At 62.1% G+C, this 14,726-nt stretch carries 13 protein-coding genes and 1 pseudogene; 10 read left to right on the top strand and 4 right to left on the bottom strand.

Annotated elements, in window-relative coordinates; translation table 11 throughout:
* Positions 1-21 precede the first annotated feature (21 nt).
* From ETW23_RS04580 to ETW23_RS04535, 10 genes and pseudogenes are all read left to right on the top strand, one after another.
* Positions 22-1,458, top strand: coding sequence for a CpaF family protein (locus ETW23_RS04580; RefSeq protein WP_129371731.1), 1,437 nt, complete (start codon positions 22-24; stop codon positions 1,456-1,458).
* The gene (locus ETW23_RS04575) at positions 1,458-2,426 is read left to right on the top strand and encodes a type II secretion system F family protein (protein ID WP_129371732.1); all 969 of its coding nucleotides are present in this window, start codon (positions 1,458-1,460) and stop codon (positions 2,424-2,426) included. The genes ETW23_RS04580 and ETW23_RS04575 overlap by 1 nt, the downstream gene beginning before the upstream one ends.
* 10 nt (positions 2,427-2,436) lie before the next feature.
* A complete protein-coding gene (locus ETW23_RS04570) occupies positions 2,437-3,408 on the top strand; it encodes a type II secretion system F family protein (protein WP_129371733.1) in 972 nt (323 codons plus the stop codon).
* Between the two features lie 11 nt (positions 3,409-3,419).
* Positions 3,420-4,010 carry a tetratricopeptide repeat protein gene (locus ETW23_RS04565; protein ID WP_134829271.1) on the top strand — a complete coding sequence of 197 codons (591 nt, stop codon included), beginning with the start codon at positions 3,420-3,422 and terminating at the stop codon, positions 4,008-4,010.
* 30 nt (positions 4,011-4,040) lie between these two features.
* Positions 4,041-4,889, top strand: a complete 849-nt coding sequence (locus ETW23_RS04560) for a lipopolysaccharide assembly protein LapB (protein WP_129371735.1) — start codon at positions 4,041-4,043, stop codon at positions 4,887-4,889.
* Between the two features lie 3 nt (positions 4,890-4,892).
* Positions 4,893-5,390, top strand: a complete 498-nt coding sequence (locus ETW23_RS04555) for a prepilin peptidase (RefSeq protein ID WP_134829270.1) — start codon at positions 4,893-4,895, stop codon at positions 5,388-5,390.
* 151 nt (positions 5,391-5,541) lie between these two features.
* Complete coding sequence (locus ETW23_RS04550) at positions 5,542-6,849, top strand: ATPase (protein WP_134829269.1); 1,308 nt, start codon at positions 5,542-5,544, stop codon at positions 6,847-6,849.
* Positions 6,850-6,939: 90 nt separating this feature from the next.
* Positions 6,940-9,356, top strand: a pseudogene (locus ETW23_RS04545) (ligase-associated DNA damage response DEXH box helicase).
* A 37-nt stretch (positions 9,357-9,393) separates the two neighbouring features.
* Positions 9,394-10,044, top strand: a complete 651-nt coding sequence (gene pdeM / locus ETW23_RS04540; protein WP_134829268.1) for a ligase-associated DNA damage response endonuclease PdeM — start codon at positions 9,394-9,396, stop codon at positions 10,042-10,044.
* Between the two features lie 74 nt (positions 10,045-10,118).
* Entirely contained in the window at positions 10,119-10,526 is a 408-nt protein-coding gene (locus ETW23_RS04535) for a PaaI family thioesterase (protein WP_134829267.1), read from the top strand.
* 150 nt (positions 10,527-10,676) lie between these two features.
* Here ETW23_RS04535 and folD read toward each other — a convergent pair whose 3' ends face one another.
* The 4 genes from folD to ETW23_RS04515 all read right to left on the bottom strand — a co-directional run bounded on the left by folD (position 10,677) and on the right by ETW23_RS04515 (position 14,556).
* Positions 10,677-11,579, bottom strand: coding sequence for a bifunctional methylenetetrahydrofolate dehydrogenase/methenyltetrahydrofolate cyclohydrolase FolD (gene folD / locus ETW23_RS04530; RefSeq protein ID WP_134828730.1), 903 nt, complete (start codon positions 11,577-11,579; stop codon positions 10,677-10,679).
* Positions 11,580-11,615: 36 nt separating this feature from the next.
* Positions 11,616-11,921 (bottom strand): chorismate mutase, encoded by a 306-nt coding sequence (locus ETW23_RS04525; protein ID WP_134828729.1) that lies wholly within the window; start codon positions 11,919-11,921, stop codon positions 11,616-11,618.
* Positions 11,922-12,115: 194 nt separating this feature from the next.
* Positions 12,116-13,792: a formate--tetrahydrofolate ligase gene (locus ETW23_RS04520; RefSeq protein ID WP_134828728.1), complete on the bottom strand. Its 1,677-nt coding sequence runs from the start codon at positions 13,790-13,792 to the stop codon at positions 12,116-12,118.
* A 188-nt stretch (positions 13,793-13,980) separates the two neighbouring features.
* A complete protein-coding gene (locus tag ETW23_RS04515; RefSeq protein ID WP_134829266.1) occupies positions 13,981-14,556 on the bottom strand; it encodes a sulfurase in 576 nt (191 codons plus the stop codon).
* Positions 14,557-14,726 lie beyond the last annotated feature (170 nt).

Here is a 14,726-nt window from a genome sequence, read left to right as displayed (position 1 = left end):
GGCTGAACCGGGGGTGAGTTGATGTTTTCCAAGTACAAAAAGCAAGCGGCCAAACCTGCCGCACCTGCGCCTGCGCCGGTTCCGGTCGCGGCGGCTGCTGCCGCGCCTGCTGCCAGTCTGCGGCGGCCGGTCCAGCGCAAGGCCGCCGAGGCGCAGCCGATGGATAAGGACCGCAAGCGCAAGGAGCGTTTGGGCGAGATCAAGATCCAGCTGCACCGGGAGCTTTTGGAGAACCTGAACCTGGCCGCGCTGGAACGCGCAGGCGAGGCAGAGCTGCGATCTGAGATCGCCACGATTGCAACCGAGATTCTGGCGGAAAAAGGCATCGTCCTGAACCGCGAAGACCGCCAGCAGCTGAACAAGGAGCTGTATGACGAGGTCACCGGCCTTGGCCCGCTTGAGGCGCTGCTGCAGGACGACACGGTCAGCGATATCCTGGTGAACGGCCCGCAGCAGATCTTTGTTGAACGCGATGGCAAGCTGCAGATCAGCGACATCACCTTCAAGGATGAGAAGCATCTGATGCGGATCATCGACAAGATCGTGTCGGCTGTGGGCCGCCGTGTTGATGAGAGCAACCCCTATGTGGACGCCCGCCTCGCCGATGGCTCGCGTTTCAACGCGATGGTGCCGCCGGTTGCGGTGGATGGCTCGCTGGTGTCGATCCGGAAATTCAAAAAAGACAAGCTGGGCATCGACGACCTGGTGAATTTCGGCGCCTTCACCGAGGAGATGGCCGCCTTTCTGCAGGCCGCAGTTTCGACCCGGCTGAATGTCATCGTCTCGGGCGGTACCGGTTCGGGTAAAACCACCACACTGAATGCGCTGTCCAGCTTCATCGACAATTCCGAGCGGATCCTGACGATCGAGGATACCGCGGAACTGCAGCTGCAGCAGACCCATGTGGGCCGGATGGAAAGCCGCCCGCCCAATGTTGAAGGCAAGGGCGAGGTCTCCCCTCGCGACTGTCTGAAGAACGCTTTGCGGATGCGCCCTGACCGCATCATCGTCGGCGAGACCCGCGGCGAGGAAGTCATCGACATGCTGCAGGCGATGAATACCGGCCATGACGGCTCGATGACCACGATCCATGCCAACTCAGCCCGCGACGGGATTTCACGCCTGGAAAACATGATTGCGATGGCAGGTATTGAAATGCCGCTCAAAGCGGTGCGCAGCCAGATCTCCTCGGCTGTGAATCTCATTGTGCAGGCCTCGCGTCTGCAGGACGGTTCCCGCCGGATGACCTCCATCACCGAAATCACCGGCATGGAGGGCGACGTGATCTCGATGCAGGAAATCTTCCGCTTCCAGCGGGTCGGGCTGACCCCGGACAACAAAATCATCGGCCATTTCACCGCCACCGGCGTGCGCAGCCATTACTCTGAGCGCTTCCGCCTGTGGGGCTTTGATCTGCCGCCGTCGATCTATGAACCCACCGTGATGGAGGCACGCTGATGCAACTGAGTGCCGAGCCGCTTATTTATGGCGCGATCTTCTTTGGGGTTCTGGCCCTGGTCGAAGGCCTGTATCTGTTCACCTTCGGCAAATCCATCAGCCTCAACAGCAAGGTGAACCGCCGGCTGGAGATGATGGAGAAGGGCAGCAACCGCGAACAGGTGCTGGAGCAGCTGCGTAAAGAGCTGGGCCAGCACGCCAAATCGCAGTCTATCCCGCTCTATTCACTGCTGTCGGAGCGGGCGCAGAAAGCGGCGATTGCCTTTTCGCCCAAGCAGCTGATCCTGATCATGGCCGCCCTTGCTGCCGTTGCTTTTGCCGGCCTCAGCATCGGTACTTCGGCCCCCCTGCCCGTCCGGATCCTGGGATCCGTCATCATCGGCGTTGGTGCGGTGTTCTTCTGGGTTAACAAGAAAGCCGCCAAGCGGATGGCCATGATCGAAGAACAGCTGCCGGATGCGGTGGAACTGATGGTGCGCAGCTTGCGCGTCGGCCATCCGTTCACCTCGGCTGTGCAGATCGTCGCAAATGAGGTCGAGGATCCGCTGGCAACTGAGTTCGGCATTATCTCCGACGAATGCGCTTATGGCCGCGATGTCGGCGAATCGCTCAAGGAAATGGCGGAACGGCTGGACATGCAGGACATGCGCTTTCTGGCTGTTGCCGTTACCATCCAGCAGCAATCAGGCGGCAACCTGGCCGAAGTTCTGGCAGGTCTGGCCAAGGTGATCCGCGCCCGCTTCCGCCTGTTCCGCCGGGTCAAGGCCATCACCGCCGAGGCGCAGTGGTCGGGCAAATTCCTGTCGGGGTTCCCGCTGTTCTGCCTGATCGGGATCCTGGTCAAGGATCCCAATTATTATGACGGCGTGCTGGACCATCCCTGGTTCATCCCCGCCTGTTTTGCGGTGGGTGTGATGCTGACTGCCAATCTGATCGTCATGCGCGTGCTGACCAACATCAAAGTGTAAGGAGGGGACCGTGGAATTTCTGACCGGAATAAACGATTACCTGACATCGCAATTCGGCGAGTTCGGCCCGCTCCTGGCGCTTGGCATTGCCGGGCTGTTCATGATCCTGCTGGCGGTTCCGCTGCTGCTGAACCAGCCCGAGGATCCGCTGAAGAAGCTGCAAAAGAACATGGCGCCCGAAACCCGGAACAAACCGCAAAAGCAGCGGTTGCGCCAGGCCGACCGCAACGAGCAGTTGCAAAAATTCGCAGGCTTTCTGGAACCGCAGAACGAAGACGAACTGTCAGCGATGGAACTGAAGCTGCGCCAGGCAGGGTATCACTCCAAGGACTCGGTACGCCTGTTTCATTTCCTGCAGTTTGCTCTGGGCATTCTGGGTCTGTTGGCGGGGCTGTTCTTTGTCTATGTGCTGAAGGCCGATATCGATTATGACAGCCAGCAAATGGCGATCCGCATCATCGGCCCCGGTGCGGCCGGCTATTTGCTGCCGAAATACTGGATCACCCGCCGGATTGAAGAGCGCAAGCAAAAGATCACCGAAGGCTTCCCGGATGCGCTGGACATGATGCTGGTCTGTGTCGAAGCCGGCCAGTCGCTGGACCAGGCGATTGTTCGCGTCGCCAAGGAGCTGCACGCCTCTTTCCCGGATCTGGCCGAAGAATTCGAGGTTGTCGCGCAAGAAATGAAGGCAGGCAAGGAAAAGGACAAGGTCCTGCGGGACATGGCCACCCGCTGCGGGGTGCAGGATGTCTCCTCCTTTGTGACTGTGATGATCCAGTCCGCCAGCTTCGGCACCTCGATCGCAGACGCCTTGCGGGTTTATGCCGGGGAAATGCGCGACAAGCGTGTGATGCGCGCGGAAGAGGCCGCAAACAAGTTGCCCGTGAAGATGACCCTTGCCACAATGGGCCTGACAGTCCCGCCGCTGCTGATCATTCTGGTCGGCCCGTCGGTGCAGGGCATCATGAACATGGGCAACTGAGGCAACCGAACATGAACTCATCAGGACGGGCCGGGCCGGGCCGTCTCTGCCGTGCTATTGCCGCCGCCAGCGTTGTTGCGCTGGCGGCGGCCTGCGCGCCGGGCGGGCTGAAACAGGACAAGGGCAGCCCTTGGGCGCCAGGCGGCAATCACCGCCAGCAGGCCGAGGACGGGCTGGTAGTCGGCCACCGGCTGATGGCAGCGGGCCAGCATGAACTGGCACTGGACGCCTTCACCCGCGCGGCCCTTGACCACGGGCTCACGCCCGAAGTTCTGACCGGCATGGGCAGTGCCAAACTGGGCCTCAGGCGGCTTGGCCAGGCAGAAGATCTGTTGCGCCAGGCGGTGGATGCGGACGGCACCTGGCCTGAACCGATGAACAACCTGGGCGTCGTGCTGATGGAGCGCGGCAAAACCGCCGAAGCCGTGCAGGTGTTCCAGCGCGCCTATGCGCTTGACAATGGCGAAAGTGACGCAATCCGCGATAATTTACGCCTTGCTCTCGCAAAGCTTGAAAATCCTGCGCATACTGACCCTCAAAATCAAGACTATAAATTGGTGCGGCAAGGCGGCGGCAGCTACCTGATAAGCCAAGCACCATGACAGAGGCAGAGCAGTAAAAAGGACGCACCAATGCGCCAGCAGTATTTCCTATCCGCTTCTCTGGCAGGGGCGCTGCTTTTGTCGGCCTGCGCAGAGAAAGCCGATGAAACCGTGGAACGGGCTTTTCAGGAAGTGAATGTCATCGACGAGAGCAATCTGAATGACGTCATGCTCTCGGTCGCCGACCCGAACGAGGCGGTTGCCCATTTCCAGCGGACGCTGAAGAACAGCCCGGACCGGATTGAGCTGCAACGCGGGCTGGCCTATTCGCTGATCCGCGCCAAGCGCACCACCGAAGGCACCACCGCCTGGAAGAAAGTTGTCTCGATGAAGGGGGCCACCAGCGAGGATCATGTTCAGCTGGCAGGCGCGCTTGTGCGCAGCGGCGAATGGGACGGGGCCAAGGCAGAACTGGACAGGGTTCCCCCAACCCATGAGACCTATGAGCGCTACCGCCTGGAGGCAGTTGTGGCGGATGCCGCCAAAGATTGGAAACGCGCCGACAGCTTTTATGAAATTGCAGTGGGTTTGACGACAAAACCCGCAAAAGTGATGAACAATTGGGGCTATTCCAAGCTGACCCGCGGCGACTTCGCCGGCTCTGAGCGGTTGTTCGGCGAAGCAATCCGCCAGGATCAACGCCTGTTCACAGCCAAGAACAACCTGGTTCTGGCCCGCGGCGCGCAACGCAATTACACCCTGCCGGTGATCCCGATGGATCAGACTGAACGCGCACTGCTGCTGCACACGCTGGCGCTGTCGGCAGTAAAGCAAGGCGACGTCAAGACCGGCGAGAATCTGCTGCGCGAAGCGATTGACACCCACCCGCAGCACTTTGAGGAAGCCTCGCGCTCGCTGGCGGCCCTGGAGAACGGCTGATCCATGCAGTTCCCGGCCCATGCTGCCCTGTGGTTCCTGCCTTTGGTGCTGCCGCTGTGCTACACAGTCGCGCTGACAGATCTGCGCGGCATGCGCATCCCCAACTGGGCCGTCGATTTGCTGGCGGTGATCTATGTGGTTGCAGGCGCGATGCTGATGCCCAGCTGGGCGGACTACGGCTGGCATCTGCTGCACCTGCCGGTCGGCATCGGCCTGGGCTACTTGTTCTATGCAGCCGGCGCTGTCGGCGCGGGCGACGCCAAATTTGCAGGTGCCGCCGCCCCCTTCTTTGCGCTTGGCGACCTGCGGCTGTTGATGATTATCTTTGCTGCCACCCTGCTGGCCGGGTTCACCGCCCACCGGATCGCCAAATACACCCCCCTGCGCCGGCTGGCGCCGCAATGGCAAAGCTGGGACACCGGCAAAAGCTTCCCGATGGGCCTGTGCCTGGGCGGCACCCTGGCCCTCTACCTGGTGCTGGCAGCGCGCTTTGGCAGCTGACTGCATCCGCTGCAAAAACTTCGCCGGAATTCCGCCGCCTCCGCGGAATTGCTGCAGCTCTGCCCCGCTGTTGCCACAGTCCTGAATAGTCTGTTTCCTTGAACGCCCCGGCCGCCGGGGCACGGATCCGATCTCAGGGACAGGCACCGCCATGAACATGCAGAACCTCACCGTGATGGCCCCGCCCGCCCCCAAAGGGCTGGCGCAGATGCAGCTGCCGCTGGTGATGATGCGGGACATCCTGCTGAAGACCATCTTCCGCAAAAACGTCGAGAACGTCACGGAAATCGCCGAGGCAATCTGCCTGCCTGGCGCCGTTACCCAGGAACTGGTGGATATCGCCCGTGAGCAAAAGCTGCTGGAAGCCACCGGCACGCTCAACGCCAACAACGGCAACGAAATGGGCTACCAGCTGACCGATGCGGGTAAATCGCGGGCGCTGGATGCGCTCAGCCAGTCGGAATACTTCGGGGCGATGCCGGTGCCGCTGGACGTCTACCGAGAGCAGGTGAAACGCCAGTCGATCCGCAACATCCAAGTGTCCCGCGACCAGCTGACCAATGCCATGGGGCATCTGATTCTGCCAAACAGCCTGCTGGACCACCTTGGCCCGGCCGTCAGCGCGGGCCGTTCGATCCTGATGTACGGTCCGCCGGGCAACGGCAAGTCTTCAATCTCCAACGGTATCCGCGACGCCCTGGGGGACCACGTCTATGTGCCGCGCGCCATTGAATATTCGGGCCAGGTGATCACAGTCTATGACCCGATCGTCCACACCGAAGTCGCGCAGGAACCGGAAGACCCCAACGCGTTGCGCCGCCGCCGCAGATTCGACGAACGCTATGTCATGTGCCAGCGCCCCACCGTAATCACCGGCGGTGAACTGTCTCTGGACATGCTGGATCTGGTCTATAACCCTACCGCGCGCACCTATCAGGCGCCCTTGCAGCTGAAATCCACCGGCGGCATTTTCATCGTCGACGACCTTGGCCGCCAGGCGGAACCGCCGCAGTCGCTGGTCAACCGCTGGATTGTGCCGCTGGAGGAAAGCAAGGACATCCTCGCATTGCAGTCAGGCGAGAAGTTCGAAGTGCCCTTTGACACCCTGGTGATCTTCTCCACCAACTTCCACCCGAACAAAATCTTTGACCAGGCAGCCCTGCGGCGGATCTTTTTCAAGATCAAAATCGACGGCCCGGACCAGGAAAACTACCTCAAGATCTTTGCCATGGTGGCCCGCAAGAAAGGCATGCCGCTGGACGAAGGCGCATTGGTGCACCTGCTGAAAAAGAAATACCCGTCGATCGATAACGTCTATGCGAACTACCAGCCGGTGTTTCTGATCGATCAGATCATCGCAATCTGCGAATTTGAGGGCATCCCTTATCAGATGTCCCCCGAGCTGATCGACCGCGCCTGGGCTAACATGTTCGTCAAGGACGAAGATATCGTGAAGTGATCCCCGCCGGCAGACAGGCGGCAGCAAGAGTTTTCAAAAACTCTTGCAAAACTTTTCGAAAAGTTTTGGGCCTTCCCCTAAAAGGAAGGGATGAGCAAACTTCCCAAGGTCATTTTAGGCTGGTTTACCGCCCGCGGCTGGTCCATCCACCCGCACCAGCATACCATGCTGGACCGTGCCGGGGATCCGGCAACCCTGCTGATCGCCCCCACCGGCGGCGGCAAGACCATGGCCGGCTTTCTGCCCACCCTCGCCGATCTGGCAGAAAGCCCTCATGACGGGCTGCACACTCTCTATATTTCACCGCTCAAGGCCCTTGCTGCAGACATCAAACGCAACCTGCGCACCCCGGTCGAGGAAATGGGCCTGCCCATCCGCATTGACGACCGCACCGGCGACACGCCGTCTTCCCGCAAAAGGCGCCAGCGCGCCGATCCGCCGCATATTCTGCTGACCACACCGGAAAGCCTGGCGCTGCTCACCTCCTACGAGGATGCAGCCCGCACTTTCAAAGGGCTGAAGCGGGTGGTGGTGGACGAGATCCATGCGCTGGCCGAAAGCAAGCGCGGCGACCAGCTGATGCTGGCCCTGGCGCGGCTGCAAACGCTCTGCCCGAACCTGCGCCGGGTGGGCCTGTCAGCCACGGTGGACGACCCGCAGGCCATTGCCAGCTATCTGGCCTGCCACCCGGATCCCTGCAATATCGTGCAGGCCGACCCCGGCCCGGCGCCAGACATCCGGATGCTGGAAACCGCAGAAGCCCCGCCCTGGGCCGGCGGCGGCGCGGCCTATGCCATCGCGGCGGTGATGGAACAGATCCAGGCGCATAAAACTACGCTGATTTTTCACAACACCCGCGCCCAGGCCGAGATATTCTTTCGCAATCTCTGGCTCGCCAATGACGATGCGCTGCCGATCGGGATCCATCACGGCTCGCTCGACCGGGGCCAGCGCGACCGGGTCGAGGCCGCCATGGTCCGCGGCGAGCTGCGCGCCATTGTCTGCACCGGTTCACTGGACCTCGGCATCGACTGGGGCGATGTGGATCTGGTGATCCAGATCGGCGCACCGAAGAACGTGAAACGCCTGGTCCAGCGCATCGGCCGCGCCAACCACAGCTACAACGTCCCGTCCAAGGCGCTTTTGGTCCCCGCCAACCGGTTTGAGGTGGTGGAATGCCATGCCGCGCTGGACGCCGTCCGTGCAGGGGATCTGGACGGCGAGGCACGCGGCCCCGCCCCCGCGATGTCCTTTGCCAGCACATCCTGATTACGGCCTGTGCCGGGCCGTTTGATGCGGATGAACTCTACACCGAAATAACCAGCGCCGGCGCCTATGCCACCCTCACCCGCGCCGGTTTCGATGCCTGTCTCGATTTCTGTGCCACCGGCGGCTACGCGCTGAAAGCCTACGACCAGTGGCAGCGCCTGTTGCAACGCCCGGACGGCAAATGGCAGCTGCGCGATCCGCGCGCCGCCCAACGCATCCGCATGAACCTGGGCACCATTCAGGACGCCGACCTCATCAAGGTGCGCCTGAAGCGCAGCCGCGGCGGCAAGCCCCTGGGCGAGATTGAAGAGGCCTTTGCCGCCACCCTCACCCCCGGCGACACATTCCTGATCGGCGGCCGGACCGTGCGTTATGAGGGCCTGCGCGAAATGACCGTCGAGGTTACCCGCACCCCCGGCAGGAAACCGAAAATCGCAGTATTCTCCGGCACCAAATTCGCCACCTCCACCCAGCTCAGCGCCCGCATCCTGGAGATGTTCAAACAGGACAGCTGGCCAGATCTGCCCCGCCACACCGCCGAATGGCTGGAACTGCAGCGCGACGTCTCGGATCTTCCCCGCGCAGGCTCGCTGCTGATCGAAAGCTTCCCCCGCGACGGGCGCGAGCATGCTTGCATTTACGGCTTTGCCGGCCGTAACGCTCAGCAAACGCTGGGGCTGCTCCTGACCAAGCGGATGGAGGAGCTTGGCCTCGATCCGCTTGGCTTTGTCTCGACCGACTACGCCACTTTGATCTGGGGTCTGGAGCCGCTGACCGACCCGGCCCCGCTGTTCGATGTCACTGCCCTGCGCGAGGGACTGGACGGCTGGCTGGCCGGCAACGCAGTAATGAAACGCGCCTTCCGCGGCGCGGCAACCATCGCCGGGCTGATTGAACGCAACACACCCGGGCAACGCAAGAACGGGCGCCAAGCAACATTCTCCTCCGACATCCTCTATGACACGCTCAGGAAATACGACCCGGACCACCTGCTGATGGGAATCACCCGCGACGAAGCCCTGCGCGGGCTGGTGGACTTTGGCCGCGTCGAGCAGATGCTGGCTCGGATCAATGGCCGGATCACCCTGCGGCGGCTGGACCGGATCTCGCCGCTTGCAGCGCCGCTTTTGCTGGAGGCTGGCAAGGTTCCGGTCAAAGGCGCAGCACAGGAAAAGCTGCTGCAACGCGAGGCCGAAGCGCTGATGCGGCTATCCGGACTGGACCGGCTGGTGCAATAGCGCTTGCCTGTTCGGCCTGCGCGTCTAAGACCACAGCATGAACGGATTTGATTTCAACCTCGCAGGCACCCGCCTGACCGCGCTCGGCTCCGGCGCGCTATGGTGGGCGGACCACCGGCTGCTTTGCGTCTCCGACCTGCATCTTGGAAAATCCGCACGCCATGCGCGGCGCGGCGGCAGTGCCCTGCCCCCTTACGAAGGCCGTGACACCCTCAACCGCCTTGAGGGACTGGTCGCAGACCTCAACCCGGCAACTGTGGTTTGCCTCGGCGACAGTTTCGACGATGATACCGCAGCCACAGAATTGCCGGCCACTGAAAGGATCCAAACCCTAGACCTGATGCAAAACCGCCGCTGGATCTGGATCGAGGGAAACCACGACCCCGCCCCCACCAGCCTAGGCGGGGAGCACTTGGCGGACTTGCGGGTTGGCCCCCTCACCTTCCGCCACATTGCTGATCCGCCGGCAACGGCGGAAGTCTCCGGCCACTACCATCCCAAGGCCCGCGTCCGCAGCAATTCACGCCCCTGTTTCCTGCTCGACGCCTCCCGCCTGATCCTGCCCGCCTTCGGCACCTATACCGGCGGATTGCGCAGCAGCGATCCGGCGCTTGCATCATTGATGGCGCCGAATGCCTTGGCCATTCTGACCGGTCCGCAAGCACTGCCGATACCGATGCCCCGCTAAGTGGCGCAGCGTCACCGCCATGGGACCGCCCCTTCTCTTCTATGCTTGGCCTCAGCAAAAGAAGGACACTCAAAATGGAACACCGCATCCGCAGCAGTTTCGCCAAGCAAAGCATGATGCAAACCCTGGGCGCAAACATCCAAAGCGTCTCGGATGGGGAAGTGGTGATCACTGCGCCGATCCTGCCCGGCAGCCGCCAGCAGCACGATGCGGCACATGCAGCGCTGAGCTTTGCCATCGGCGACACCGCTGCCGGATATGCAGCGCTGACAAAAATGCCGGAAGACAGCGAAGTGATGACAGCTGAGATGAAGATCAACCTGCTGGCGCCAGGTGCCGGAGACTCTTTTCGGGCGACCGGCAAGGTCATCAAACCGGGGCGCCGGCTGGTCATTGTCACGGCTGAGGTCCACGCGCTGCAGGGCAGCCAGGAAAAGCTGATTGCCATCCTCCAGGGCACGATGGTGCCCGTCCCGGCCTGAGGAACCGCCCCGCGTTCTGCACGTTTTCACAGAGTCGCAGCCAAGCTCCGGAATGAACGCCCGGCCCCTTTTTCATCTTTCCAAAAAATACTCCCGCCGGAGGCGTCCGGCGGGAGCTGTTTGGTACAGGTTTCAGCGTTCTGCGCTGCCTCAGGCGGTCAGGCCTTCGGGCTCTTTCAGACCGTTGGCGCGGCAGCAGGCGGTGACGGTGTTCGCAAGCAGGCAGGCGATGGTCATCGGGCCGACACCGCCCGGCACCGGGGTGATGGCGCCGGCGCGCTCAGCGGCACTGGCAAAATCGACGTCGCCGACCAGCTTCATCTTGCCTTCGCCTTTTTCGGGCGCATCAATCCGGTTGATGCCGACGTCGATGACGGTGGCGCCTTCCTTGATCCAGTCGCCCGGCACCATTTCCGGGCGGCCCACGGCGGCCACCACGATGTCGGCGCGGCGCACCACTTCGGCCAGGTCCTTGGTGCGCGAATGCGCGATGGTCACGGTGCAGCTGTCGCCCAGCAAGAGCTGCGCCATCGGCTTGCCGACGATGTTGGAACGGCCGATCACAACCGCATCCATGCCCGACAGCGACCCATGATAGTCGCGCAGCATCATCAGGCAGCCCAAGGGCGTGCAGGGCACCATCGATTTCTGACCGGTGCCCAACAGGCCGACGTTGGAGATGTGGAACCCGTCCACGTCCTTTTCCGGCGCGATCGAATTGATCACCAGATCCTCGTTCATATGCCCCGGCAGCGGCAGCTGCACCAGAATGCCGTGGATCGAGGGGTCGTTGTTCAGCTGATCAACCACCGCCAGCAGATCCGCCTCGGACGTGTCCGCATCCAGCTTGTGCTCAACCGAGTTCATGCCGACCTCAACGGTCTGCTTGCCCTTGGAGCGCACATAGACCTGGCTTGCCGGGTCTTCGCCGACCAGAACCACGGCCAGGCCGGGGGTGATGCCGTGCTCTTCTTTCAGCCGCGCCACATGCCCGGCCACCTGGCCGCGCACCTTGGCCGCAAAGGCCTTGCCGTCAATCAGAGTTGCTGCCATTGCTCTCTTCCTTTTTGTGCAGGCATTCGGCCCGCCTTACTCTTCCCGGATCACCCGCGCCTCGCGGGCAATCGACCAGTCCACCAGCTGCCGCCACAGGCCTTCGATCAGATCGGGGTCCAGCCCCTCCCCTTCCGCGGCGGCGCGGGCATTCATGACCACTTCCTCAACCCGTTCCGGGATCCGCGCCGGCCAGCCGTTGGCTTGCTTCAGCCGGATCGCCCGGTCGATATAGCCCGCCCGGGCGGCCAGAAGCTGCACCAGCTCAATATCCAGCCGGTCAATCTGGGCCCGCACCTCTGCCATCGACTGGCAGTCCTGCGGCGGTGTCTCTGTGCTCATGCGTCAGAACCTCGGCTTTCATTGCTTTGGGCCATGTGAGGTTCTGACCATTTTTGGTGGTCGCGCAATTGATTCCGAAAACCGGTTCCCGTCTTCGTCCCCTCGGACCAGTGGCGGTGCCTCAGACTTCGGATTGCGCTTGAAACTCCAGCGGCCCGGGATGTCCCGGGCCGCTGAATGTCGCATATCCTGTCTTAGAACAAGCCTTCGATCTGGCCGTCGTCATTCAGGCGGATGGTTTCCGAGGCCGGTTTGCGCGGCAGGCCCGGCATCGTCATGATCTCGCCGCAGACCGCGACGATGAAGCCGGCACCGGCTGACAGGCGGACCTCACGCACCGGAACCGAATGGCCGGTGGGCGCGCCGCGCAAGCTCGGGTCGGTCGAGAAGGAATACTGGGTTTTCGCCATGCAGACCGGCAGATTGCCGTAGCCTGCGTCTTCCCATTCCTTCAGCTGGTTGCGGATCTTGTTGTCGGCCAGCACCTCGTCGGCGCGGTAGATGCGCTTGGCGATGGTGTCGATCTTGTCGAACAGCGACATCTCGTCCGGGTAGATCGGCGCAAAGTTGGCCTGGCCCGCATCGACGATTTCCACAACCTTCTCGGCCAGCGGCGCAGAGCCTTCCGAGCCCAGCTCCCAGTGGCGCGACAGCACCGCCTCGACGCCATGGGTGGCGGCGTAGGCTTTGACAGCGTCCACTTCGGCATCGGTGTCGGTGACGAAGTGGTTGATCGCAACCACAACCGGCACACCAAAGGATTTGATGTTCTCGATGTGGCGGCCCAGGTTGGCGCAGCCGTTGTTCACAGCTTCGACGTTCTCAGCACCCAGGTCCGCCTTGGCGACGCCGCCGTTCATCTTCATCGCGCGCACGGTGGCAACCAGCACAACCGCGGACGGCGCGATGCCTGCCTTGCGGCATTTGATGTTCATGAACTTCTCGGCGCCGAGGTCAGCGCCAAAGCCTGCCTCAGTCACCACATAGTCTGCGACTTTCAGCGCGGTCTTGGTGGCAATCACCGAGTTGCAGCCATGCGCGATGTTGGCGAACGGGCCGCCGTGCACAAACGCCGGGTTGTTTTCCAGGGTCTGCACCAGGTTCGGCTGCATCGCGTCCTTCAGCAGAACGGTCATCGCGCCTTCGGCCTTGATGTCGCGGCAGTAGACCGGGGTCTTGTCGCGGCGGTAGGCCACGATGATGTCGCCAAGGCGCTTTTCCAGGTCCTTCAGATCGTTCGCGAGGCAGAGGATCGCCATCACTTCGGAGGCCACGGTGATGTCAAAACCGGCTTCGCGCGGGAAACCGTTGGAGACACCGCCCAGCGACGCGGTGATCACCCGCAGGGCCCGGTCGTTCATGTCCACAACCCGGCGCCATGCAACGCGGCGGGTGTCGATCTCGCACTCATTGCCCCAGTAGATGTGGTTGTCGATCATCGCCGACAGCAGCGAGTGGGCCGAGGTGATGGCGTGGAAGTCGCCGGTGAAGTGGAGGTTCATTTCCTCCATCGGCACCACTTGCGCGTAACCGCCGCCTGCAGCGCCGCCCTTCATGCCGAAGTTCGGGCCCAGCGAGGCCTCGCGGATACAGATCATCGCGTTCTTGCCGATCCGGTTCAGACCATCGCCCAGACCCACGGTGGTGGTGGTCTTGCCTTCGCCCGCAGGCGTCGGGTTGATCGCGGTCACCAGGATCAGCTTGCCGTCTTCCTTGGACTGAACCGAGTTGATGAACGACTGGGACACCTTTGCCTTGTCGTGGCCGTAGGGCAGCAGATCATCGCTGGAAATCCCGATCTTCGCACCAATCTCCTGGATCGGCTTCTTCTGCGCTTCACGCGCAATCTCGATGTCACTCTTGTAGCTCATGGCAAGGTTCCTGCTGAGTTTGCATACAATCGCCGGCACAGAGATGCCGGTTTCGCGATAGACTTAGCCAATATGCGGCAAAACACGCGCGTGATTTCCGACATTATCCTGCCTTGAAGCGGCGTGAGGTCTCTCGCAGGCCCTGCAAAGGTTCCTTAAAGGAAACGCTTTCCCTTTAAGGAAGGGTTTCACGGCGCCCAGGCGCGTTGATCCGGCACAAAGAGGGCAAATTTGCTGCCAAGGTCCACACTTCCCGGCCGTTCAACCCAGGCGGTGATTCCCCGGCGGTTCTTTGCGGCAGGCTTGAACCGGGCGCCACATCCGCTGTGATCTTTTTCAACCTCCCGCCCTGGCAGCACGCAAGGCCGGTTTTCCATGTCGACAGTCAAGGTCACCCCATCCGGTCCCTGCAGCCGGGAACCAGGCGGCACAAAGGTAAAGTCCGGGATGCCGCGCAGGATGATTGTGGCGCCAAGATGGGCCGGGTCGAGCCGCTCCATCCCCATTTCCGCGGCAATCACAGCCAGCTCTTCCTCGGACAGGATCGTCAGCTGGCGGACATTGCGGATTTCGGTGCCTTCCGGATAGAGATTGCGGACCCGCACGCAGGAGGCGCGGTTTTCCCCTTCGTGGCGCCCGCCGGCAATGCCGGAAAACCCAAGCTGCAACTGGCCGGCCGGTTCCGCCCGCAGACTATCGCCAGCTGGAACCATGCCCAGCCAGATGATTTCCCCTTTGAATCCGCTGTCCCGCAATACCGGCATTGCCTGTTTCTCCTGCTGAAGTTTGATCAATCCCGGCGGAGGCTACACGCTCTGACAACGGTTGCCAGCGCGAAAAGGCCTGATACCCCTTTGTTTCCGGATGAGGAAATGGCGCAGCCGGCCAAAGGATCGGATCGCTATCGCGGCCCCCGCCACCCGTCCCAAAAACA

This window comes from Leisingera sp. NJS201 (assembly GCF_004535885.1).
In the GTDB taxonomy this organism is placed as follows: Bacteria; Pseudomonadota; Alphaproteobacteria; order Rhodobacterales; family Rhodobacteraceae; genus Leisingera.
This window is presented reverse-complemented; position numbering and strand designations above follow the sequence as displayed.

Bases quoted from the DNA above. Each gene is read 5' to 3' on its own strand.
- ETW23_RS04580 (WP_129371731.1), top strand. From the start codon at position 22: ATGTTTTCCAAGTACAAAAAGCAAGCGGCCAAACCTGCCGCACCTGCG.
- ETW23_RS04575 (WP_129371732.1), top strand. From the start codon at position 1,458: ATGCAACTGAGTGCCGAGCCGCTTATTTATGGCGCGATCTTCTTTGGG.
- ETW23_RS04565 (WP_134829271.1), top strand. From the start codon at position 3,420: ATGAACTCATCAGGACGGGCCGGGCCGGGCCGTCTCTGCCGTGCTATT.
- ETW23_RS04560 (WP_129371735.1), top strand. From the start codon at position 4,041: ATGCGCCAGCAGTATTTCCTATCCGCTTCTCTGGCAGGGGCGCTGCTT.
- ETW23_RS04555 (WP_134829270.1), top strand. From the start codon at position 4,893: ATGCAGTTCCCGGCCCATGCTGCCCTGTGGTTCCTGCCTTTGGTGCTG.
- ETW23_RS04550 (WP_134829269.1), top strand. From the start codon at position 5,542: ATGAACATGCAGAACCTCACCGTGATGGCCCCGCCCGCCCCCAAAGGG.
- pdeM (WP_134829268.1), top strand. From the start codon at position 9,394: ATGAACGGATTTGATTTCAACCTCGCAGGCACCCGCCTGACCGCGCTC.
- ETW23_RS04535 (WP_134829267.1), top strand. From the start codon at position 10,119: ATGGAACACCGCATCCGCAGCAGTTTCGCCAAGCAAAGCATGATGCAA.
- folD (WP_134828730.1), bottom strand. From the start codon at position 11,579: ATGGCAGCAACTCTGATTGACGGCAAGGCCTTTGCGGCCAAGGTGCGC.
- ETW23_RS04525 (WP_134828729.1), bottom strand. From the start codon at position 11,921: ATGAGCACAGAGACACCGCCGCAGGACTGCCAGTCGATGGCAGAGGTG.
- ETW23_RS04520 (WP_134828728.1), bottom strand. From the start codon at position 13,792: ATGAGCTACAAGAGTGACATCGAGATTGCGCGTGAAGCGCAGAAGAAG.
- ETW23_RS04515 (WP_134829266.1), bottom strand. From the start codon at position 14,556: ATGCCGGTATTGCGGGACAGCGGATTCAAAGGGGAAATCATCTGGCTG.